Annotated in this window: 20 protein-coding genes; 14 read left to right on the top strand and 6 right to left on the bottom strand. The window is 62.4% G+C overall.

What is annotated here, in order from left to right:
• Positions 1–89 precede the first annotated feature (89 nt).
• Positions 90–800 carry a glutathione S-transferase N-terminal domain-containing protein gene (locus tag C8E00_RS12110; RefSeq protein WP_133697780.1) on the top strand — a complete coding sequence of 237 codons (711 nt, stop codon included), beginning with the start codon at positions 90–92 and terminating at the stop codon, positions 798–800.
• Positions 801–865: 65 nt separating this feature from the next.
• Positions 866–1624 carry an SDR family NAD(P)-dependent oxidoreductase gene (locus tag C8E00_RS12105; RefSeq protein WP_133697779.1) on the top strand — a complete coding sequence of 253 codons (759 nt, stop codon included), beginning with the start codon at positions 866–868 and terminating at the stop codon, positions 1622–1624.
• A gap of 1 nt (position 1625) precedes the next feature.
• On the opposite strand, the gene C8E00_RS12100 is transcribed toward C8E00_RS12105, so the two are convergent.
• The 5 genes from C8E00_RS12100 to C8E00_RS12080 all read right to left on the bottom strand — a co-directional run bounded on the left by C8E00_RS12100 (position 1626) and on the right by C8E00_RS12080 (position 6260).
• Positions 1626–1910 (bottom strand): GNAT family N-acetyltransferase, encoded by a 285-nt coding sequence (locus C8E00_RS12100; protein ID WP_243833189.1) that lies wholly within the window; start codon positions 1908–1910, stop codon positions 1626–1628.
• Positions 1911–2077: 167 nt separating this feature from the next.
• Positions 2078–4123, bottom strand: a complete 2046-nt coding sequence (locus C8E00_RS12095) for an FUSC family protein (RefSeq protein ID WP_133697778.1) — start codon at positions 4121–4123, stop codon at positions 2078–2080.
• A 7-nt stretch (positions 4124–4130) separates the two neighbouring features.
• On the bottom strand, positions 4131–5000 hold the full coding sequence (locus C8E00_RS12090; protein ID WP_133697777.1) for an efflux RND transporter periplasmic adaptor subunit: 870 nt from the start codon (positions 4998–5000) through the stop codon (positions 4131–4133).
• Positions 5001–5219, bottom strand: coding sequence for a DUF1656 domain-containing protein (locus C8E00_RS12085; protein WP_133697776.1), 219 nt, complete (start codon positions 5217–5219; stop codon positions 5001–5003).
• Between the two features lie 108 nt (positions 5220–5327).
• Positions 5328–6260: a LysR family transcriptional regulator gene (locus tag C8E00_RS12080; RefSeq protein WP_133697775.1), complete on the bottom strand. Its 933-nt coding sequence runs from the start codon at positions 6258–6260 to the stop codon at positions 5328–5330.
• Between the two features lie 249 nt (positions 6261–6509).
• Here C8E00_RS12080 and C8E00_RS12075 point away from each other — a divergent pair, with 249 nt between their 5' ends.
• The 4 genes from C8E00_RS12075 (at position 6510) to modC (ending at position 11239) form a co-directional block, all read left to right on the top strand.
• On the top strand, positions 6510–8489 hold the full coding sequence (locus tag C8E00_RS12075) for a ligand-gated channel protein (protein WP_133697774.1): 1980 nt from the start codon (positions 6510–6512) through the stop codon (positions 8487–8489).
• 167 nt (positions 8490–8656) lie between these two features.
• On the top strand, positions 8657–9454 hold the full coding sequence (modA, locus tag C8E00_RS12070) for a molybdate ABC transporter substrate-binding protein (RefSeq protein ID WP_133697773.1): 798 nt from the start codon (positions 8657–8659) through the stop codon (positions 9452–9454).
• Positions 9454–10149 carry a molybdate ABC transporter permease subunit gene (gene modB / locus C8E00_RS12065; protein WP_208291931.1) on the top strand — a complete coding sequence of 232 codons (696 nt, stop codon included), beginning with the start codon at positions 9454–9456 and terminating at the stop codon, positions 10147–10149. Before modA ends, modB begins: the two co-directional genes overlap by 1 nt.
• Entirely contained in the window at positions 10142–11239 is a 1098-nt protein-coding gene (gene modC / locus C8E00_RS12060) for a molybdenum ABC transporter ATP-binding protein (RefSeq protein ID WP_133697771.1), read from the top strand. Before modB ends, modC begins: the two co-directional genes overlap by 8 nt.
• Before the next feature lie 6 nt (positions 11240–11245).
• On the opposite strand, the gene C8E00_RS12055 is transcribed toward modC, so the two are convergent.
• Positions 11246–12109, bottom strand: coding sequence for a DMT family transporter (locus C8E00_RS12055; protein ID WP_133697770.1), 864 nt, complete (start codon positions 12107–12109; stop codon positions 11246–11248).
• A 70-nt stretch (positions 12110–12179) separates the two neighbouring features.
• On the opposite strand from C8E00_RS12055, the gene C8E00_RS12050 reads away from it, so the two are divergent.
• The 8 genes from C8E00_RS12050 (at position 12180) to C8E00_RS12015 (ending at position 22629) form a co-directional block, all read left to right on the top strand.
• Entirely contained in the window at positions 12180–12659 is a 480-nt protein-coding gene (locus tag C8E00_RS12050) for a DUF192 domain-containing protein (RefSeq protein ID WP_133697769.1), read from the top strand.
• Positions 12660–12716: 57 nt separating this feature from the next.
• Positions 12717–13523 carry a sulfite exporter TauE/SafE family protein gene (locus tag C8E00_RS12045; RefSeq protein WP_133697768.1) on the top strand — a complete coding sequence of 269 codons (807 nt, stop codon included), beginning with the start codon at positions 12717–12719 and terminating at the stop codon, positions 13521–13523.
• 279 nt (positions 13524–13802) lie between these two features.
• Complete coding sequence (locus C8E00_RS12040) at positions 13803–14780, top strand: TAXI family TRAP transporter solute-binding subunit (protein WP_133697767.1); 978 nt, start codon at positions 13803–13805, stop codon at positions 14778–14780.
• 163 nt (positions 14781–14943) lie between these two features.
• Positions 14944–17541, top strand: a complete 2598-nt coding sequence (locus tag C8E00_RS12035) for a TRAP transporter permease (RefSeq protein WP_133697766.1) — start codon at positions 14944–14946, stop codon at positions 17539–17541.
• A 153-nt stretch (positions 17542–17694) separates the two neighbouring features.
• Positions 17695–18486: an MOSC domain-containing protein gene (locus C8E00_RS12030; protein WP_133697765.1), complete on the top strand. Its 792-nt coding sequence runs from the start codon at positions 17695–17697 to the stop codon at positions 18484–18486.
• A 133-nt stretch (positions 18487–18619) separates the two neighbouring features.
• Positions 18620–19156 carry a putative pterin-binding protein gene (locus C8E00_RS12025; protein ID WP_243833186.1) on the top strand — a complete coding sequence of 179 codons (537 nt, stop codon included), beginning with the start codon at positions 18620–18622 and terminating at the stop codon, positions 19154–19156.
• The gene (locus C8E00_RS12020; RefSeq protein ID WP_166638317.1) at positions 19156–21366 is read left to right on the top strand and encodes an ATP-binding protein; all 2211 of its coding nucleotides are present in this window, start codon (positions 19156–19158) and stop codon (positions 21364–21366) included. The genes C8E00_RS12025 and C8E00_RS12020 overlap by 1 nt, the downstream gene beginning before the upstream one ends.
• Before the next feature lie 36 nt (positions 21367–21402).
• Positions 21403–22629, top strand: a complete 1227-nt coding sequence (locus C8E00_RS12015) for a DUF945 family protein (RefSeq protein WP_133697763.1) — start codon at positions 21403–21405, stop codon at positions 22627–22629.
• Positions 22630–22678 lie beyond the last annotated feature (49 nt).

The following is a 22678-nucleotide window of genomic DNA, read 5'->3' as shown; positions in this document are numbered from 1 at the left end:
CGTAGGCGCATTCACGCAGCGTGTGGTAGCGTCGACTTCCTGGGCGTGGGCGCTTCCCCACGCGATGCATGTCGAGAAGGAGCAATGATATGGCGTTGCAGATGTATGAGTTGAGCGGACGCGACGAGCGGCTGCGGTTTTCTCCCTATTGCTGGCGTGTGCGCTATGCGCTGGCACACAAAGGCCTGGAATGTGATTTCATCCCGTGGCGCTTTACTCAGAAAGAGGCGATCGCGTTTTCGGGGCAAGGCAAGGTGCCGGTACTCGTCGATGGCGAGACCACGGTCACCGATAGTTACGAGATCTTCCGCTATCTCGATCGTTCGTATCCCGGCAAGCCGTTGCTGGGCGACGATACAGCCGAGTCACGGGCGCGCTTTTTCAAGTTCTACAGTGAGCGGGCGCTGGCACCGGGGATTCTACGCACCATCGTCATGGATCTTTTCAATGTCGTGCATCCCGACGATCAGGCGTACTTTCGCGAAACGCGCGAAAAGGCGTTAGGTCGCAGCCTCGAGGAAATGCATGCGCCCAGTAAAGGGCTATCGGCCCTCGATGCGGCCCTCGAGCCGCTGCGGGGGCGTCTCGAGGAGGCTGACTTCCTCGATGGTGAAGCGCCTGGCGGTGCCGACTACATGGTCTTCGGCCATTTCATGTGGGCACGGTGTGTCTCGGCGGCGGATCTTGTCTCCAATGCCGATCCGGTCTATGCCTGGATCGAACGCATGCTGGATGTACATGGCGGCGTGGGGCGCCATGCCACGCGTATCGTCGATATCGAGGGCGGTTATCCCGGCTGATGGAGCATCGTGTGTCACGAGTGGTCACGTCTATGGACAAGGCCTATGTCAATAAGGAGTGAAGCATGAGCGATATCGTATTCATTACCGGGGCGACCTCGGGCTTCGGACGCGCCGCGGCACGACGTTTCGCCCACGCCGGCTGGTCGTTGATCCTCACCGGTCGGCGCGCGGAGCGTCTCGAGGAGCTCGAGAAGGAACTCGCTAGCCAGGTGCCCGTGCATACCGCGGTACTCGACGTGCGCGACGCCGACACGGTCAGGGATGTCGTCACGGCGCTGCCCGAAGGTTTTCGCGCGGTCAAGGCGTTGATCAACAACGCGGGCCTGGCCTTGGCACCGCAGCCGGCGCAGGCGGCGGCGCTGGACGACTGGCACACCATGATCGATACCAACATCAAGGGGCTGGTCAACGTCACCCACGCGGTTCTGCCCACCTTGATCGAGACCGGCGCCGGGGCGAGCATCGTCAACCTGGGCTCGGTCGCCGGCCAATGGCCGTATCCCGGTAGTCATGTCTACGGGGCCAGCAAGGCCTTCGTGCAGCAGTTCACCTATAACCTGCGTTGCGATCTACAAGGTACCGGTGTGCGGGTCACCGATATTGCCCCGGGCATGGCGGAAACCGAGTTCACGCTGGTACGCACCGGCGGCGATCAGTCGGCCTCGGACAAGCTTTATGGCGACACCACGCCGCTCGAAGCGGAGGACATCGCTGAATTGATCTTCTACACGGCCTCGCTGCCGGCGCACGTCAACGTCAATCGTCTCGAAGTCATGCCGACGCGCCAAGCCTGGTCGGCTTTCGCCGTCGACCGCGACTGAGTCAGTCGTCGGCGATCAGTCGCTTGCCGAGGGTCACGAACTCGCCGCTTTCGTACCCTTGGCGGCGGTAATACTCGACGAGCTCGGGGTGTTCGTTGCGGACCATCAGCATCAGCTTCGGGCAGCCCCGGGCCTGCAAGGCGCGCTCCACTGCGGTGAGCAGAGACGTGCCGAGCCCTTGCCCCTGATGACCGGGGTGGATGGCGAGGTAATGCACCCAGCCGCGATGCCCGTCGTAGCCCGCCATGGCGCTGGCGATCACGCTGTCCGCTGTCACGCCGACCAGAAACAGGCTGGGATCTTCCGCAAGCTTGCGTGCAATGTCGCGGCGCGGGTCATTTCCATGGGCGTGTCAGGCCGCAGCGCTCCCAGAGCGCAATGACGCTCTCTTCATCGGCGGGTTGAAAAGGGCGGATTTGCATGATTCTCCTCGCATCTGTCTCGTTGTCACTCTCAGGCGGGGCGCGCGGCGGGCGTCGGCGTCAACCGTTCGGCCATGACCTTGGCTTGACGTTCCAGCACCAAGTCGAGTCGCTCGACCAGCCCCTCGATGAGCGCGCGTGCGTCTTCCTCGAGGCCGCCATGGCGTGCGATGGCGTCGTCCAGCGCTTGCCCCGCCGCCTGAATACCGCGTGGCGCGCGACCATGGGCGCTGTCCTCGAATGCGGCGGCAAGGGTCGCCAGCAAGTGCCGCATGGCGTCACGCACGGGCGTCGCGGCAGCGTCCAAACGGTGGCGCAAACGCAGGCATGAGCGTCCCAGGTCGAGACCGTTGAGGCCGATCATGAACAGATGGCGGTGGTCCTCGGGCAGCATGTCGTCGTGCCGCGCGAGTTGTAACAGGCGATCGGCCATGCGGCCACTGAACCGGCTTTCGGCTTCATGCAAGGGCTGTTCATCGATATGCCGCAGGTCATGGCTGATGGCGCCGATCAGGCGGCGGCGCCGAATCGGCGCTCCGAGACCCGGGATCAGGCGAAAGCCCATGACCACGGCGCTCAACCCGACGATCACGGCAATGGCGCGGTTGGCGAAACTGTCGAAGGAAAAATCCATGCCGTTGCCCGGCATGGTCAGCAGGATATTGAAGATGGTGAACGCCAGGCAGTACCCCATCAAGCGCGGGTTGGAGGCGCCGAGCAGCCCCAAAAACAGCGGCGTGACGAAGAGCATGGCGAGCATGGGAAAACCGTTGGCCTGCGAGAGCAGCACATGCCCGAACAGGAAGGCACTGGGCAACGCCGCCAGCATGCCCTTGAAGAACATCATGCAGATCGTGACAGGGTTGTCGCGCGTGGCGAAAAACGCTGAGAACAGGGTGCCGAGCAGCATCGCGACCTGGCCGTTGCTCCAATGGGTCTGCAGCCAGAATACGGCCAGGCACGAGAAGACAAGCCCCGCGCGACCGGCATTGAGCAGCGCCACCAGATGATCGCGGTGCCACGACAGCGAGCCGCCGCGTAGCTGTTTACGCCCCGGGTGGGCGATGGCCTCGCGGGCATCGAGCATGATCATGGCATGCCCGAGCACCTCGCGCAGCGCCAGGATGACACGGCGCTGCAAGGGATCGAGCTGGGTATCGGCGTAGGTATGCGCTCGCTTGCGTAGTGCCTGCAGCTGTTGGCGTGCCGCCGGGACGCCCGTCACGTGTTCGGCGTTGCGAAAGCCGTCGGCGACTTCGCTGGCCAATTGTTGCAGCGGGGCGCTGATACGCTCGCGATGGTCGTGCAGCAACTGATAAAGCGCCCCCAGGGTGGCGAAGAAGCGCAGCGTGCGGCGAGTGAGTACGTGCGTGACGCGAATTCGGCCGGCACCGTCGGGGCCCTCGTAGCGCGCCGCCTGGCTGTCGGTTTCGAGCATCGTCAACGGCTCGAGACTGGCGGTCAGCGACTGCTGCATGGCGGCCAGATCCTCGCCTGCCTCGAGGCGCTGCCCGGCGTGGGTGAAAGCCTGGTTGATCACCGCGTCGGCTTGATTGGCCAAGTGATCCTTGACGCGCGTGGGCCACAGCAAGGCACTGACCAGGGTGGCGCAGAGCGCACCGAGCCCCAGTTCGGAGAGTCGCGCGACGGCAATGTCGAAGATGCTGCCGGGCTGACCGGCGGCGATGACGACGATCAACATGGCCGTGACGGCGCCCATGATGCAGCCGTAGGAAAAATTGTTACGCAACAGCGAGCTGCCGTAGGTACAAAACATGATCCACAGCGTCAGTGCCACCAGGGCGGGCACGCGCGCCTGGGCGAAGAAGGCCATGATGACGATCCCCACCAGTGCACCGATGAGGGTGCCGCCGATCTGGCAGATGCCCTTTTCGACGACCATACCGCTCATCGGTCGAATCTGCAGGAACGCCGCCGAGATCAGCGCCCAGTAGGGGCGGTCGAGATCGCACCACAAGGCGATGTAAAGCGCCAGCAGCATCGCCAGGGTGGTCTTGGCGGCGAATTGCAAGGATGACTTCGAGGGAGTGAGGTAGGTTTCCAGCCAGGGCGACATGGGCGACTCAGTCCGTATCCGACGCGTCGACGATATGGATGGTGGCGGTCATGCCCGCGCTGAGCAGCGTATCCTTCGGGATCTGAGCGAGCTCTATGCGCACGGGAATCCGTTGTGCCAGCCTGACCCAATTGAAGGTGGGCTCGACCTGGGGAAGTAGCTGACTGTTCAGCGAGGTGTTGGTGTTGGCAATGCCGCGCCCGATACCGGCGACACGGCCCCGCAGTTCGGTGTCGCCGCTCATCAGCGTCACCTTGGCGGGATCGCCCACCTCGATGCGCGATATCTTGGTCTCTTCGAAATACCCGGTCACGTAATAGGAAGCGTCTTTTACCAGGGCCATGACGGGATTGCCTGCCGTGACGTAATTGCCCTCGCTGAGATGCAGGTTGAGGATATGCCCAGCGGCGGGGGCCTCGACCACGGTGCGTTTGAGATCCAACTGAGCGCTTGCCAGGTTGGCCTTGGCTTCGGCGAGATTGGCTTTCGCCACGCGGGTGTTGATGCGTGCGATTTCCAGATCTTCGCCGCTGATGGCTTGATTGCTCAACCGATTACGCCGTTGCTCCTCGTGTCGCTTGAGTTCCAGCTGTGCCTGGTTCAGAGCGACGACGGCCTCGGCCTTGTCGACGGCGGTCTGGTAACGCGCCTGGTTGATCTTGAACAGCGTGTCGCCTTTCTCGACGTGCTGTGTGTTGTTCACCGATAACTGGTGGACCCAGCCGGAGACATCGGGGGCGATGGTGATGACCTCGGCGCGCACGCGCCCATCGCGGGTCCATGGCGTATAAAGATAGTAATGCCACAGCCAGACCCCGGCGGCTATGGCCAGTGCCACGATGACGAGTGTAGTGAGCATGCGTAGCGAAGTGCGCATTTAGACGATTCCGGCAATGGGCGAAAAGACAAAGGCGACGGTGGCCGTGATGATGACGAACAGGGCGGCATCGAACCACGCTTCGAACCAGGGGGTGTGCTGTCCGACGATCTTGTGCAGCAGCGTACGCACGATGAGAGCACCGATGAACCCCAACAGGGCGTAGAGCAGCAGCGGGCTGACATAAATGCCGCCGATCGCGATTTCCTTGAGGCCCATTCCCTCTCCCGTTCGCCAAGGCAAGCGACTATGTTAGCACGCTATCTATTTGGCGCGCTATCTGTGTGACCGGCTGCCGTGGTGGCACGTCCCGTCGCGGCTGTCAGTCTAGCGTGAAATCGAGGGCTGGGGGACCGGCGCATGCAAGCGCCAGCTCTCCGGCACGGTCTGGCGAATCTGCTCGAGAAGCGTGACGCTTTTGCGAGGTAAGCGTCCGAACGGGTAGAGCAGGGTGATGGGAAGCGACGAGGGCGCCCATTCTTCGAGGCAAGGGGCCAGGCTACCGGGATGATGTTGGAGGCGTTTCTCGGCCATCCAGTGGGGAAGCAGGCCAAGCCCGCGTCCCCGCGCGATGGCGTCGATATGCAAGACGTATTGATCCACGTGCAGGCGTGAGGGTGGCAGGGTGATTCGCGTTTCCCCTTCGCGGGCATGATGCAAGGTCATGCCTTGTTCGCTGGTACCAAGCAGGTCGACCCACGCGTGTTGAGTGAGTTCGCGGGGGTGTCGAGGTGTTCCGTGGCGACGGAAATAGTCGGGATGCGCGTAGACCCCACGACGCATGTAGCCGAGCGTTTCCTGGCGCAGACCACAGTCGGCGACGTCGCCCAGCCATACGCACAGGGTTTCGTCCTCAGGTCCTGTGGGCGGCATCAGACGGGTATGCAGGTTCAGGCGCATGCCCGGATGGCGCGCCACGAAATCTTCCATCTGCTGGCTGAACCATCCCCGCGCGAAGGCATTATGAACCTCGACGGTCAATTCGCCGCTCACTTCCGCGCGCAAGTCGTCGAGCGCCTGATGGCCTTGCTCGGCGAGGTGCAGTATCTGCTGGCTGTAGGCGAGAAACAGCGTACCGGCTTCGGTGGGAAGCAGGCGGTTGGCTTGGCGTCGCAACAGCGGCTGTCCCAGCCGTTCCTCCAACTGACTGATACGCCGACTGAGGGTCGACTTTGCGAGTCCTAGTTCGCGGGCGCTGGCAGTCAGGCTGCCGGACGCCATGACCGAGGTGAACGCGGTCAGTTCATCGAGATCGTGCATGCCATGGGCCATCGTCAGCATGGTGTGTGGAGTGGATGGGCATTTTGGCATATGGCACGACGTTTTTGAAAATCATTCACGTTTGTGACGCTATCTCGTGCGTTGCGGATTGCGAAACGCCCTGTCCCGTGACCTGTTGTGTTCTCTGTGAAAGAATCTAAATGATAAAAATTCGCATTAAAAATCAAGGTATCTTGCACATGCTCCAGCCGACCCTGGAGCGGGATTCATCAGGGAGAACAACGCACCATGTCTCATTACGTTGGTCCGTCCGCGCTGACGCTCGCCATCACGACGCTGGTCACGCCACTGGCCTATGCCGACGCTAAAGATGTTCAACTCAACGATGTCGTCGTGACCGCCGCCGGGTATGCCCAGCCGTTACAGGATGCTCCGGCATCGATCAGTGTCATTTCGCGCGAGCAGCTCGAGAACAAGGCCTATCGTGATATCACCGACGCTTTGCGGGGGGTGCCAGGAGTGATCGTCACAGGGGGCGGAGGTGGCGATAACGGAGTCGACATCAGCATGCGTGGCATGCCGGCCAAGTACACGTTGATACTCGTCGATGGTCGCCGTCAGTCATCACGCGAATCACGTCCCAATGGCAGTGCTGGATTTGAACAGGACTGGTTGCCGCCACTGCAGGCCATCGAACGTATCGAGGTCATTCGTGGGCCGATGTCGACGCTTTATGGCTCGGATGCCATCGGCGGGGTCATCAACGTCATCACGCGCAAAGTGGCCGATGACTGGCACGGCAACGTGCGTGCCGAGGCGACGCTTCAGGAAGACAGCGATTCGGGGAATGCCAATCAGGGCCAGCTTTATGTGTCGGGCCCCTTAGCCGACGATCTGCTTGGTGTGCAAGTCTATGGTCAGTACCAGAAGCGCGAGGAAGACGACATCGAGGAAGGATACGAAGACAAGGATCTGCAGAGTCTGACCGCCAAGTTTTCGCTGACGCCGAGCGAGCATCACGATATAGGCCTGGAAGTGGGTAAGGAAACGCAGGAGCGTGCGGCTCATGTCGGCAAGTCTGTCCCGGCGGAAGGCTGCCGCGGCGGTTGTAGCGATAGCTACTCGGCGCATGACCGTGAACATTATGCGCTGACCCATACCGGGCGCTGGGGATTTGCCACCTCCGACAGTTACATACAACGCGAGTCCACCGACAATAAGTCACGCGATATTGAAATTACCAATACGGTGGCGAACACCCAGTGGGTGCTCCCGTTGTCGCGCCATATCGTGACGCTGGGTGCCAACTATGAGAAAGAAGAACTCAACGACCAGAACACCAATCAGATTTCCGACCGGACCCAGGTCAGCAACGACCAGTGGGCGCTATTCGCCGAGGACGAATGGATGCTGACGCGGGACTTTTCGCTGACCGGCGGAGTACGACTGGATGACAACGAAAATTATGGCAGCCATGTCAGCCCACGCTTGTATGGTGTATGGCAGGCGGCACCGCGCTGGACATTGAAAGGTGGTGTTTCCACCGGGTATCGCGCCCCTGGCTTACGTGAAGTGACGGCTGACTGGGGGGCCATTAGTCGAGGTGGCACTACCTACGGGAACCCGGCTCTCGAGCCCGAGACATCGCTCAACAAGGAACTTGCCTTGCTGTACAGCGCCCCGCGGGGACTGAATGCCAGCGTAACGCTGTTTCACAATGACTTCGAAGACAAGATCACGCGGGTACGTTGCGGGTCGGCCACGGCATGCCCTCCGGTGACTCAGTACGATATCGACGACAACGGCAATCTTCTCACTAATACCCGCATCAATGTCGACGAGGCCGTGACACGGGGCGTGGAACTCTCACTATCGTCGCCGTTGACCGAGACGCTGAGCGTGTCGACGAGTTATACCTATACCGATTCCGAGCAGAAAAGCGGCGAATACGAAGGCCAACCGTTGACCCAATTGCCCAAGCACCAATTCCGCAGCACGCTGGACTGGACGCCGATGGCGCGGCTCAATGCCTGGGTGCGGTTGACCTATCGAGGCAAGGAAAGTCAGCCCGTCGAGGGACCGTCCTCCAGTAGCATCCAAGCCCCTTCCTACACTTACGTAGACAGTGGTGGGGCGTGGCAGTTGACCGACAAGGCCAAGCTCATGGTCGGTGTCTATAACCTCTTCGACGAAGACGTCGGCTACGAAGAATACGGTTATGTGAACGATGGGCGTCGTTATTGGGTGGGGGCGAGCCTCGACTTTTAAGCGCCGGTCGGATGTTGGCATCTCAAGGGAGGCGTCTGGCCTCCCTTCTGCGTTCGGCCCGGCCTCTTGGAAGGCGTCTGGGTTGTTGCCATCGTGCGTGCTATTTTCGATAAGCTGATAGCGCCGTCATTCTCATCAAGGCCGCTGAACGGTCTGGAGTGTTTTTTATGTCACGTCGTTCACTGGTGCGTATGTGGATCGTGCATGCCCTGGCATTGTCGCTGGGCATGGCAAGTCTGTCGGCGTTGGCCGCTGAGCGCGTCAAGGTCTTTGCGGCGGCCTCGCTGACCGATGCCGTCAATGCACTGGCCGACGCGTATGAGCGCGATCACGATATCGAGATCGTACCCGTCTACGCCGCGTCGTCGACCCTGGCCCGCCAGATCGCCAATGGCGCACCGGCGGACATTTATCTCTCGGCCAACGAACAATGGATGGACTGGTTGGGCAAGCAAGATGGCGTCGCGTTGTCGCATCGCCACGATGTGCTGGGCAATCGCCTGGCGCTGATTGCGCCTCGGGACAGCGCGCTGGATCGGTTTACCCCGGAGGGCAGCGCCTCGATTGCCGAACGACTGGGAGACGGGCGCCTGGCACTCGGCAACCCGGAGCATGTACCCGCAGGTATCTATGCCAAGCAAGCCCTGCAGGGAATCGGGCAGTGGCGAACACTGCGCGCGCGTCTGGCGCCTGCGAGTAACGTGCGCACCGCCCTGGCCTTGGTCGAACGCGGCGAAGCCCCGTTGGGCATCGTCTATGCCAGCGATGCCCAGGCCAGCGACAAGGTCAAGACGCTGGGCACCTTCCCCGAGGCTTCTCATGAACCGATCGTCTATCCCGTCGCCCTGGTGGGCGCGTCGCCCAGCGAGGCAGCCGCCGAGTTGGCCAGGTGGCTGGAAGGCGACGAGGCCAGCGCCATCTTCCAGCGTTTCGGCTTTACGACGCTGGGTGACGGGGATAGGTGATGTTGACGCCGCTGGAATGGGAGGCGCTGGCCCTGAGCTTGCGTGTTTCCGGTATCGCGGTGGCGGCCATCTTGTTGCCGGGGATCGCCTTGGCCTACATTTTGGCGCGTTTCGATTTCCCGGGAAAAACACTCCTTGATGGCGTTGTGCATTTGCCGTTGGTGCTGCCGCCGGTCGTGGTGGGGTATCTGCTGCTAGTGTCGCTGGGGCGACAAAGCCCGCTGGGCCAATGGCTGCATGAAACGTTCGACGTGAGTCTTCCCTTTACCTGGCAAGGCGCGGCACTCGCCGGGGCGGTGATGGCGTTTCCCTTGCTGGTGCGCGCCGTGCGGTTATCGCTGGAGGCGGTCGATCGCAAGCTGGAGGACGCTGCACGAACGCTGGGAGCGGGACGGCTCAAGACCTTCATGACGATCACGCTGCCATTGACCCTGCCGGGGATTCTGACCGGCGGCGTGCTGGCCTTCGCGCGATCGCTATCCGAGTTCGGGGCGACGATCACCTTCGCCGCCAACATTCCCGGCGAAACGCGTACGCTGCCGCTGGCGCTCTACAGCCTGGTACAGACGCCTGGCAAGGAAGCCGCCGCCGCACGGTTGTGCGTGATCTCGGTGGTGGTGGCATTGGTCGCGCTGGTGACATCGGAATGGCTGGCGCGACGCGCGCGCCATCGTCTGGAGGGCCGACATGCTTGACGCGCAGGTCTTTCAGCGGCTGGGCGACTTCACCCTCGATACCTCACTTGCGGTGCCGGCGGAAGGCGTTACCGCCCTGTTCGGGCGCTCGGGGAGCGGCAAGAGCAGCCTGATCCGGCTGATCGCCGGATTGGGGATGCCAGAGGTCGGCACCATTCGGTTGGGTGATACATGGCTGGTGGATACCCGGCGGCGTCGCTGGGTGCCGCCGCATCGGCGTCAATTGGGCGTCGTGTTCCAGGAGGCGCGGCTGTTTCCGCATTACTCGGTGCGTGGCAATCTACGCTACGGCATGCCGCGTGCATCGCGCGACGCGTTCGATGATCTTGTCGACCTGTTGGGGATCGGCCATTTGTTGGCGCGTACGCCGGGGCGGTTGTCGGGGGGCGAGGCGCGGCGCGTGGCGATAGGACGTGCTCTGTTGTCATGTCCACGCATGCTGCTGATGGATGAGCCGCTCACCGGATTGGATGGGGCGCGCAAGCAGGAACTCTTGCACTATATCCGGCGCCTCGCGCGCGACACCGGCGTGCCGATTCTCTTCGTCAGTCACGACACGCGTGAAATCGGTGCGCTGGCTGATCGCGTGGCGTTGATCGAAGAAGGCCGGGTCATGGCCAGCGGACCGGTGGACGAGATGTTCGCGCGCCTCGATCTGGGCCCGCGCACGGGACGTTTCGAGGCGTCGTCGTTGATCGAGGCACGCATCCTTGCCCATGACCAGGCGCTGTGCCTGACGCGTCTGGCATTGCCGGGCATGGAGGCGGGTGAGGCGCTGAGCGTCGCGCGTCTCGAGGGCGCGGTGGGAGATGCGGTGCGTTTGCGCCTGCGGGCGCGCGATGTCGGGGTCGCCCCTTCAGGGGCGCCGCCTTTGCCGGATGTGGCCTGCATCCCGGCGACGTTGCGCGAAATGGGGGATGAAGCTCACAGCCCCTTCGTCGAGGTGATGCTGGACGTCGGCGGACAGGCGCTGCGAGCGCGCCTCAGTCGTGACGCCATCGCGCAAATGGAGCTGCAGGTCGGGCACGCGTTGCAGGCGCGACTGCGCAGCGTGACGGTTTCCCGCCATGATATGGTCGTCGTGACGTAAGGGCGTTCAGGACGCGTCGCGTGGCTGTCGTCTTCCAGGGAGATTGATGACCGCCAGGCCGGCGATGACCAACGCCCCGCCGAGCAATTTGTGGCCGTCCAGAGCGTCGCCGAGCAGCCAGACACCGAGGAAAACGGCGATGACCGGCATCAGCAGGGTCAGAGGAACGACCCGATTGATCGGATGGCGGCGCAGTAACGCATACCACAAGCCATAGGCGATGATCGACGACATCACGGCCGTGTAGAACACCGCGCCCCAGCCGATCCAGCCGGCATGGCGAAGCGCTTGCAGGTGCTGAGTCTCGAAAAGCCAACTGCCCAGCGCGACCTGGGGAATCGCGAACAGCGCGATCCACCCGGCCAATGTCAGTGGTGAGATGGCCGGTGCGCGCTTGATGATCAACGTCGACACCGCCCAGGCCAGGGCGCTGCACAAGAGCGTCAGGGTGGCGGTGGCATTGGGCAGCGCCGGCCCGCCGGCGAGTACCACGGCGCCGGCGAAGGCCAGCAACAAACCGAGCAGGCGGCGGGCGTCGAGGCGCTCCTTGAGGAATAGGGCGGCGAGCAGGGTGGCGAAGGGCGTGCCCATCTGCACCAGCAGGGCCCCGGTGCCGGCCTCCGCCTGTTGCAGGCCTAAAAACAGCAGCGGAAAGTGCAGGCCGCCGAAGGTCACCGAGAGCACCAGTAGCCACGGGAGTTGCCGACGAGTCACGCGGGTGAAGGGCACGACCAGCGCGGCGACCAGCGTGAAGCGTAGTGTCATCAGCATCAAGGGGGGCAGGTCGTCGACCCCGACCTTGATGACGATGATATTGAAGGCCCAGATGACGATGACCAGAAGGCCGATCAGAAGATCGCGAAGTGGCACGGTATGTCCTTGTGGCTGCGTAGGGTGAGGCATCATTCGCGTTTGGCGATAGAAGGCAAGAGGATAGCGCATGAAGAGGGTGTTGTACGTGTCGGGATGGGGGGCATTGGGTATGCTGGTGCTGACGTTGGCGTTCGCTGCGCCGCGTTCGAGGCTTGAGCGCGCCACCCTTGAGGTCGCCGGAGAAACGCTGTCGGTCGAGGTGGCCAGGCAAGCCGATGATCGTGCCCGGGGGTTGATGGAGCGCGATGCGCTCGCTTCCGATGCCGGTATGCTCTTCGTCTACCCTCGTCAGCAACCCCCCGAGGCGGTGTTCTGGATGTATCGCACGCGTATCCCGCTGGATATCGCCTTTCTAGGCGCGGACGGTGAGGTGCGTGCCATCCGGCACATGCAGCCGTGCCAAGCCGTTTCCAGCGCCGCATGTCGCAGCTATTCGGCTGGGGCACCGTTTCGCGCGGCCTTGGAAGTCAATACCGGTTACTTCGCCCGTCACGGGATCGAGGTCGGCGATCGTCTGCCGATCGCGCCATTGCTTTCGCCGCGCTAGGCGTACTGAATGTCGGCACTGACCCGGCGCTGAAGATGTAATGCAGGAGTAAGTGATTTGGATCCGACATGGTGGTTGGCCTATCTGGCCCTGGGCGGTGTCGTGGGTATCTTCGCCGGCCTGCTGGGGGTGGGCGGCGGCGGCATCATGGTGCCGATACTGACGTCGCTGTTTGCGCTTCAGGGATTTCCGCATGACACCCTGGTACATGTGGCACTGGGGACCTCGATGGCCGCCATCGTGCCCACCTCGCTGGCGAGCCTGCGGGCGCACCATCGGCGGGATGGCGTGGCATGGCCGGTGGTGCGTTTCATTACGCCGGGTATCTTGATCGGCACTTTCCTGGGGACCTTTCTCGCCGCGCACGTTCCGACCACGGGGCTGGCGATCTTCTTCGCCTGCTTCATGGCCTTCGTCTCGATGCAGATGCTGATCAACCTCAAGCCCGCGCCGACGCGGACGTTGCCCGGGGCGTGGGGCATATCGGGCGTGGGGCTGGGCATCGGCGGGATTTCCGCCTTGGTGGCGATCGGGGGCGGTTCGCTGACGGTGCCGTTTCTCACCTGGTGCAACGTGGCCCTGCGCCGTGCGATCGGCACGTCTGCGGCGGTGGGGTTGCCGATCGCGCTGTCGGGCGCGCTGGGGTATTTGATCAATGGCTGGGGAGTAACGGATCTGCCCGCGAGGACGCTGGGCTTCGTCTATTGGCCGGCGGTGGTATTGATGTCGGCGGTGAGCTTCTTGACCGCCCCGCTGGGAGCTCGCTTGGCTCATCGCCTGCCGGTGGGCATGCTCAAGCGCATCTTCGCTTTCGTATTGATGGCACTGTCGGTGAAGATGGTGGTCACCGTCTTGTCTGGATAGTCTCTCGCGGGAGCATCATCCCTGCCGAGAACAACGAGAGTGACTTAGACCTTGGTCGTATCCGGCTTGGATATGGCAAACGCCTGTTCCGATTGGGGCACCGGCCGGTTATCATGCCGCCGGCTATCGGCGTCGGCATATATTGCCTACGCTGATGGCAAGGGACCCGAAAGGATTCGAAAGCGCCGCGCGAGCGAGGCTTCGGACCGCTCCCCTGATACCGACGTGGGCCGCATGCCGGTCGTCGGTACGTCAAAATAAAGTCCAAGAGGTGCATGCATGAAACGTCATGGTTTAACCGCAGCATTGATTTCCGGAGTTCTGATGGGCGCCGCGGCGCTATCCACGCCGGCGATGGCGCAGGATGAGCAACGCTTCGTCACCATCGGTACCGGCGGGCAGACCGGGGTCTACTATGTGGTCGGCCAATCGATCTGTCGTCTGGTCAACCGCAATGCCGACGAGACCAACATTCGCTGCAATGCGCCGTCTACCGGCGGCTCCGTGGCTAATATCAACGGCATCAAGTCCGGGGCGCTGAGCATGGGCGTGGCACAGTCGGACGTACAGTACCGCGCCTTCAATGGCGAGGGTGACTTCGAGCAACCCATGGAGGACCTGCGTTCGGTCTTTTCCGTTCACGGTGAGCCGTTGACCGTGCTGGCGCGCAAAGATGCCGACATTCACAGCATCGAAGATCTCAAGGGCAAGCGCGTCAATATCGGTAACCCGGGCTCCGGCCAGCGTGCCACCATGGAAGTGCTGCTGGACGCCGAAGGATGGACGACTGACGTGTTCTCCTTGACCTCCGAACTGGGGGCTGCCGAAATGGCCTCGGCACTGGCGGACAACAATATCGATGCCATGGCCTATGTGGTCGGCCATCCCAATGGCGCCATCCAGGAAGCGACCACGACCGTGGATGCCAATCTCGTGCCGTTGAATGACGCGGCAGTGGACGGCCTGGTCGAGAAATACCCCTACTATGCCAAGTCGGTGATTCCCGGTGGCATGTACAAGGGCAACGAAAAGGATGTCGAAACCTTCGGTGTCAAGGCCACGTTCGTGACCTCCTCGAAGGTCCCTGAAGATGTCGTCTATCAGGTCGTCAAGGCGGTGTTCGACAACTTCGACCGCTTCAAGCGTCTGCACCCGGCATTTGCCGATCTGCAGCCGCAAGAGATGATCTCCGCCGGCCTCTCCGCGCCGCTGCACGAGGGCGCCAAGCGTTATTATCAAGAGCGTGGCTGGTTGTAAGCATCAGCTCGATACTGCACGCAACGATGCGCGGCACCACGGTGGCCGCGCATCGTTGATTCTGGCCATGCGACGCCGAGCAGGACATCGATTCGCGCTACGTTCATGAACAGGCAAGTCCGCGTGATCGATGGCGATCGTTCGGTATCATCGGGATACATGTATGCAAGACGACAAGTCGACGGCACACACACGTGAGGCCGAGCTTGAAGAACTGACTGCCAATGAATCGGGATCGCGCAAGCCCGACGGCCCGGTCGGCAAGCTGCTGCTGTGCGTTGCGGCGGCCTGGTCGCTTTTCCAGTTGTGGATTGCCTCGCCCTTACCTTTCGTATTCGGGTTTGGCATATTCAGTGCCACGGAAGCACGTTCCATCCATCTGGCGTTCGCCATCTTTCTAGCCTTCATGGCCTATCCGGCGTTCAAGCGCTCTCCGCGGCATCGCGTGCCGTTGCTGGATTGGGGGTTGGCCCTGGTGGGAGCCTTCGCGGCGTCCTATCTTTATTTTTTCTATGAGCAACTGGCCGAGCGGCCTGGGGCACCGATACTCCAGGATGTGATCATCGGTGTGATCGGGCTGCTGCTGTTGCTGGAAGCCACGCGTCGCGCGCTAGGGCCGCCGTTGATGATCGTGGCCATCGTGTTCATCGTCTATTCGCTGGCCGGGCCTTATATGCCCGGGATGCTGGCACATCGTGGTGTCAGTCTCTACAGCCTCGTCAACCACCAGTGGCTGACCTCGCAAGGGGTGTTCGGCATCGCCCTGGGGGTATCGACCAGTTTCGTCTTCTTGTTCGTGTTGTTCGGTGCCTTGCTGGACAAGGCCGGGGCAGGCAATTACTTCATCAAGATGGCGTTTTCGATGTTGGGGCACTATCGTGGCGGCCCTGCCAAGGCGGCGGTCGTCGCTTCGGGCATGACCGGCCTTATTTCGGGCTCCTCGATTGCCAATACCGTGACCACCGGTACCTTTACCATCCCCATGATGAAGCGCGTCGGATTCAGTTCGACCAAGGCCGGTGCGGTCGAAGTCTCGTCGTCGGTCAACGGGCAGATCATGCCGCCGGTGATGGGGGCTGCGGCCTTTCTGATGGTCGAGTATGTGGGTATCTCCTATGTCGATGTCATCAAGCATGCCTTTCTGCCGGCAGTCATTTCCTATATCGCCCTGATCTACATCGTTCACCTCGAGGCGCTCAAGGCCAACATGCAGGGGCTCGAGAGCAGCAACCCCGTGCGTCCATGGCTGCAGAAAATCGTCGGCTTCTTGACCGGGCTGGTCGGTATCATGGCGCTGGCGCTGGTGGTGTACTACGGGCTGGGGTGGCTGAAGCCGGTGCTGGGCGAGGCCATGCCGTGGGTGTCCGCCGTGGGACTGGCGGTGATCTACGTGGCGCTGCTCAAGCTGGGGTCACGCTATCCCGAGCTCGAAGAAGACGATGCCAACAGCGATATCACCGTTTTGCCGCAAACCCGGCCCACGGTGATGGTGGGACTCTATTTCCTGCTGCCCGTGGTAGTGCTGGTATGGTGCCTGATGGTGGAGCGCCTATCGCCAGGACTGTCGGCGTTCTGGGCGACCGTGCTCATGATCGTCATCATTCTGACCCAACGTCCGCTGGAGGCCTTCTTCCGTGGGCGCGGCGCGCTAGGCAATGAAGCCAAGCGTGGCGTCGTCGATCTCTGGGAAGGCCTGATCGATGGTGCGCGTAACATGATCGGCATCGGCATCGCCACGGCGGCGGCGGGCATCATCGTTGGCGCCGTGTCCCAGACCGGGGTGGGCCTGGTACTGGCGGGCTTGGTCGAGACGCTGTCGATGGGCAATCTGTTGCTGATGCTCATGCTGACGGCGGTGCTGAGCTTGATTCTGGGCATGGGCTTGCCGACCACGGCCAATTACATCGTGGTATCCGCATTGCTGGCGCCGGTCATCGTCCAGTTGGGACAGCAGAACGGCTTGATCGTACCGCTGATCGCCGTCCACTTGTTCGTGTTCTATTTCGGCATCATGGCCGATGTGACGCCGCCGGTGGGGCTGGCGTCGTTCGCGGCGGCGGCGATCTCCGGGGCCGACCCCATCCGTACCGGTTTCCAGGCGTTTTACTACAGCCTGCGCACTGCCGCCTTGCCGTTCTTGTTCATCTTCAACACCGATTTGCTGTTGATCGACGTGACCTGGTGGCATGGCATACTGATCTTCGTGGTGGCGACGGTGGCGATGTTGATCTTCGCCGCCGCGACGCAAGGCTACTTGCTGGTGAAAAGTCGCTGGTACGAGAGTCTGCTGCTCTTGCTGGTGGCATTCACCTTGTTCCGCCCGGGATTCTGGATGGACACGATTCACGATCCGTATCGCGATATTCCGCCCGCACAGTTCGAACAGGCGTTGGGCGCCATCGACAGCGATAGCAACCTACGGGTCAGGATCGACGGCCTCGATGCTTATGGTCGGCCAACCAGTTTCGTGATTCTCGTGCCGGCCCCGGAGGGCGAGACAGGGGCCGAGCGCATGCAGAACCTGGGGCTGACGCTGTTCCAGGAAGATGGCAAGACGCTGGTCGACATGACGGCCTTCGGCAGCCAAGCGAAAGAGTTGGGCTTCGAGTTCGATCAACAGATCGTCTCGATCCGCGCGCCCGTCGATCGCTGGCCGAAAGAGTGGATGTGGATCCCGGCATTGGGTGTGTTCGCTCTTGTCGTGTGGCTGCAACGCCGCAGACGCCCCGTGTCGAGCCGGCACGCCGACGCCACGGCGTAAACGGACGCATTGCCGGTATCCGGCGCCCGCCTCTACAGAGGCGGGCGTTTTTCGTTCAAGGGGGACGGCATGCCACAAGCGAGGCGGTAGTCGGTATTTTTTGCGATAATGCGGTGCGCAGATCGCTTCTCTCCATCACCTCAAGAGGCCGCCATGGCGACGTTATCCTCGATTCACCTGTATCCCATCAAATCCACTGCGGGGCGTGCGCAGGAGTCGGCCTGGGTCGGCATGGAGGGGTTGATGGGCGACCGGAGATTCATGGTCACCAAGCCCGATGGCACCTTCCTCACTGCCCGTACGCATCCCCAGTTACAGCGCGTGACCGCAACATTCGACGGTCACACGCTGAGTGTGCGGCACCCTGACCTGTCAGCGCTGGAAATGGCGGTGGGGACTTTCGGTCTGGCGACCTTCGCCACCACGGTATGGGCCGATGATTTCGAGGCCCTGACCACCCATGCGCAGCTCGATGCCTGGTTCAGCGAGGCGGCGGGCGAGCCTGCGCGGCTACTGTGGCTGGGCGAGCGCTCTCCGCGCTATCGCCGTTCCATCGAACAGCGCGTCAGCTTCGCCGACGGATACCCGCTGCTATTGATTTCCGAGGCCTCGCTGGCCGATCTCAACACGCGCACCCGCGAGCAACATGTCATGGCGCAGTTTCGTCCCAATCTGGTGATCGCCGATACCTCGGCCTATGCCGAGGATGAGTGGCGACGCATCCGTCTGGGCGAGGTCGTGTTCCGCGTCGACAAGCCTTGTTCTCGTTGCGCGATGGTCAGCGTCGATCCTGCCACGGGCACTTTCAAGGACGCTCGCGAACCCTTGCGTACACTGGCCGGTTACCGACGCGGTGAAGGCGGCAAGGTGTATTTCGGTCAGAATCTGATCGCTGAAAACGAAGGTCGCATCACCCGCCATGATCGCCTCGAGGTGCTGGCGTAAGGCAGAAAGATGGCATCGATACATGACCTCTGCACATGACATGCAAGCCCCCCATCGTGGTGATAGGGTCGGTGATGGTGAGGTGACGTTTTGGCTTGCATGTGAATGGGGATGATAAATCATGAGGGGTCTGATGACGCTGACGCAATGCCTGGGATGCCGGGCCATGACATCGGCCGGGCTGGCTTTTTTCCTGCTCTTGGTCGGTGCCTCGACGGTACATGCTCATCCCTTGTCGGCTCCCGAGGGGGACGTCTTGTTGACCGTGGAGGGGGCCATTTCACATACCAACGGTGACGGCGTGGCCCGCTTCGACCGCGCTATGCTGCAAGCGCTGCCGCAGGGCACCATCGTCACGCACACCCCCTGGACAGAGGGCGCGTCGTGCTTCGACGGGCCACGCTTGGACGCGATCGCCGAGGCGGTCGGGGCACAAGGTGATTCGCTGCATATCGTCGCGCTCAATAACTTCGCCGCCGACGTACCGCTGGCCGAAGCCAAGGAGTATGGCGTGATTCTGGCCATGCGGCGTGACGGCGAGCCGATGCCGGTGCGTGAATACGGTCCTTTGTTCGTGCTCTACCCGTTCGATGACCATCCTGAACTGCAGACCGAGGAGGTGCGTTTTAGGTCGGTCTGGCAGGTGGCGCGTATCGTCGTAGAAAAATGATGGATTGGCGTTCCCGCATCCACCTCGTGTCGCGTTTGCCGTTGAGGCTCAAGCTGGGAGCCAGTGCGGCGACCTTGTTTTTCGTCGCGGCCCTGGTGGTGGTCAGTCTGATCATCTGGCGACAAGAGGTCCTGGCCAAGAGTGTCGCCGGTGACGCGGCTTGGGCGGCCTACAAGCTGGATCGGGAGACCATCCAGATGCGCAATGCCGTCTTGGAGGCCGAACGGAGTCCAGGCGAGCTCGATGACGTGCGCATGCGCTTCGAATTGCTGTACAGCCGCATCAACCTGTTGCGCCACGGCGAAATCGCCGAGCTGTTCCAGTCACTCCCCGAGGCGCGTGCCTTGTTGCCGGAGATTTTGTCGCGCAGCGACGCGCTCGATGCCGCCTTGTCACGGATGTCCACCGTCTCTCCAGACCTTGCCTCTGTGGAAGAACGTCTGCAGGCGTTGAGTGCTCTCAGCGAGCGTCTGGTCGTGGCGGTCAATGCCTACCTCGCCGAGTCCAAGACGCGTGAGCGTGAGGTGCAGCTGGCACTCTATGCCGCCTTGCTGACATTGATCCTGCTGATGTGCGTCGCCACCGTGTTGGTGGTTCGCTTTCTGTTCCAGGAGGCGGGCGAGAATATCGCGGCGCGACGCGCCTTGGAGCACTTGAGCCAGGAGCTCAAGGAAACCGCGCGTCATGCCGAGTCCGCCAACCAGGCCAAATCGGATTTCCTCGCCACCGTCAGCCATGAAATACGCACGCCGCTCAACGGCGTACTGGGCATGACGGAGCTACTGCGCGAGCGCCCGTTGGATGATGCCTCCCATCAATATGTCGAAACCATACATGACAGTGGTGCGCAACTACTGTCATTGATCAGCGATCTGCTGGACTTTTCCAAGATCGAAGCCGGGCATCTGGATATCGAACGCGCGTCTTTTTCGCTTCCTGTGCTGGTCGAGGCCCTGATGCGGCTACTCGAGCCGCGTGCCGCGCATGTCGAGTTCACGCGTGTCATATCGCCTACGCTGCCCGAGCACCTGGTGGGCGATGTCGGACGCTTGCGTCAGGTGTTGCTCAATTTGCTTGTCAACGCGCTCAAGTTCACGCGGCAGGGTAGCGTGACGTTGCTCGTCAAACCGATGCGTGGGGACTGGGTACATTTCGAGGTACGTGACACCGGTTGCGGCATCGACGATGTCGATCGCGAGCGCTTGTTTCAGCCCTTTTATCAAGGCGTTCCCAAGCAGGGCGGGACCGGTCTGGGACTGGCCATCAGCAAGCGTCTGGTAGATGCCATGCAGGGGCGCATCGGTGTTTCGAGCCGGGCCGACGAGGGCAGTCGCTTCTGGTTCGAACTGCCATTGCCCCGTGATGCCGAGGAAAACAAGGGACGGCATCTTCCATCACGCGGAGCATGGGACGCGACGGCGGCAGGTACGGCGCCGCTGCTGGTGGTCGAGGACAACCCCGTCAATCGCCAGGTCGCCGTGGCCATGCTCGAACGGCTCGGGCATACGGTCAACGTCGCCGATAGCGGCGAGGCGGCCCTGGCGCTGACTGCAGAGGTGTCGTTCGCCTTGATTTTCCTGGACGTGCGCATGCCCACGCTCGATGGACCGGAGACGGCGCGGCGGATTCTCGCCCAGGACGGTCCCAATCAGACCACTCCGCTAATCGCCATGACCGCCAGCGTCACCACTCAGGAGCACCAGCGAGCCCTGGCTTCCGGCATGTTGGACGTGCTGACGAAACCCATACGCCAGCAGGCATTGGTCGACATCCTCGTGCACGTCGGCGTGCGCGATCCGGAAGAAACGCCTGTCTTCGACGCCGGGGCGCAGGCGACCATGACGGCGTCTGCGGAGGCGATGCCGGCAGTTCTCGATCGCCATGAATTCGACATGCTCGGGGAGGCGTTGGGTGTGGCACAGCGTAGTGCGCTGGTGGCCGCCTGGCAGTATCAGTCACGGGTCCTGGAAGAAGCGCTCGAGGCGGCCGTCGCCGATGCCGATATGACGCGCACCGCCGAGTTGGCACACCGGCTCAAGGGGGAGTCGTCGTCGTTGGCCCTGACGCGTCTGGTACGTGGCAGTGACTACTTGGAGCAAGCGGCCCGTCAGGCGGATGCGGACGAGGCCGTTCGGCAGTGGACTTTATTGCGTCCCATCATCACCTCGTCGCGTCAGGCGCTGCGCATGGCCAATGACATGACCGCGTGATGATGAACGCGCCTGGCTTGCTTGGGAGACATCAAGATGTACAAAAAACGCTGGATCGGCGGGGCCTGTCTGCTGCTGTTGGCAGGCATCGGTTGGTGCGCGGCACAGGCGTGGTCGAGCCATGTGGGCGAACAGGCGCTGGAGCGACTGACCGCGCGCTTGGACGCGCGCCAGGGCTGGCAGGCCGCGCGGCATGAGGTCGCACGAGGATGGTGGCATTCCACCGGTGTTCTGCGCCTGGAAATCGCCGGCCCAGGAGGCGACCCACTACGCGTGTCGTTGCCGTATCGCGTCCGTCATGGCGTGCTGAGTAGTCACCTCAAGGGTGAAGTAGATGTCACCTACGCAGGGAGAGCGTTATTGGCGACGGAGGCGGCGCCGACATGGCAGGCCACCTACCGAACGCTGTCGGGCGAGATGCAGGGGCGACTACAGTGGTCGGCGTTCACCTCACGCGGCGTGCTACCGCAGGTGACATCGCTCGATGTCGGCGCCGGCGAGTTGTCGCTGCGTGGGCGTGCCGGAGACCTGCGTTACCATCTGCGCTCGGCAGCGTGGCGCGTATTACTGGGTGAGGCATCGCTGGATGTCGGGACGCTCGACGTCGAGGGGCGCCATCGGAGCGGCGAGCGCTGGTTTCATCACAGCCTGGATCTTTCTCTGGCGTCGCTGACCTGGCAGGGCGATGCGCCGTTCTCGCTGCATGCGCTGGACTACAAGGCCGCTATGCGTCTCGACGATGATACCTTTCGCTACCACGGCGAGGGGGGCGTCGACGATATCGCCGTGGCTGGACAGTCGGTGGCGGCGGGGCGCATGGCGCTGAGGCTTGAGCGTATCGATGCCGATGCGTTGCGTGCGCTCATCGCGCGTCTCCAAGAGACGCGAGCGGATGGCGCGCACTCCGCCATTGCGGCCTCGCGGTGGGCGCGATTGACACCGCTGATCGTGAAGGTGCTGCGCGATTCGCCGCGACTGACACTCGAAAGCATGCAAGTGACCAGCGAGGCTTTCGGCGTCGATAGCCGCGCCTTCGGAGAAGTGACCCTCGACGGTGACGATCCGGCCGCATTGGCAGCCACGCCGGTGACGTCGCCCGCCTTCTGGCGTCGCCTTCAGCAACGCCTCGAGGGGCGTATCACGCTTGTCGATGCGCCGCCGCTTTTGGCCTTGTATCTGGGCCTGGCGCCGGACACGACGCGCCTGGTCTTTCGCGTCGATGCCGGACAATGGCGCGTCAATGAACACGCGTTGCGCTGGTAAGCATCATGACCTGGAGGCTTGAAGTTCACTGCTAACGCCCGCATTCCTT

The sequence above is a fragment of the Chromohalobacter marismortui genome (assembly GCF_004364315.1).
Classification (GTDB): domain Bacteria; phylum Pseudomonadota; class Gammaproteobacteria; order Pseudomonadales; family Halomonadaceae; genus Chromohalobacter; species Chromohalobacter marismortui.
The sequence above is the reverse complement of the archived record's forward strand: the minus strand, read 5'-3'. Positions and strand labels throughout refer to the sequence as shown.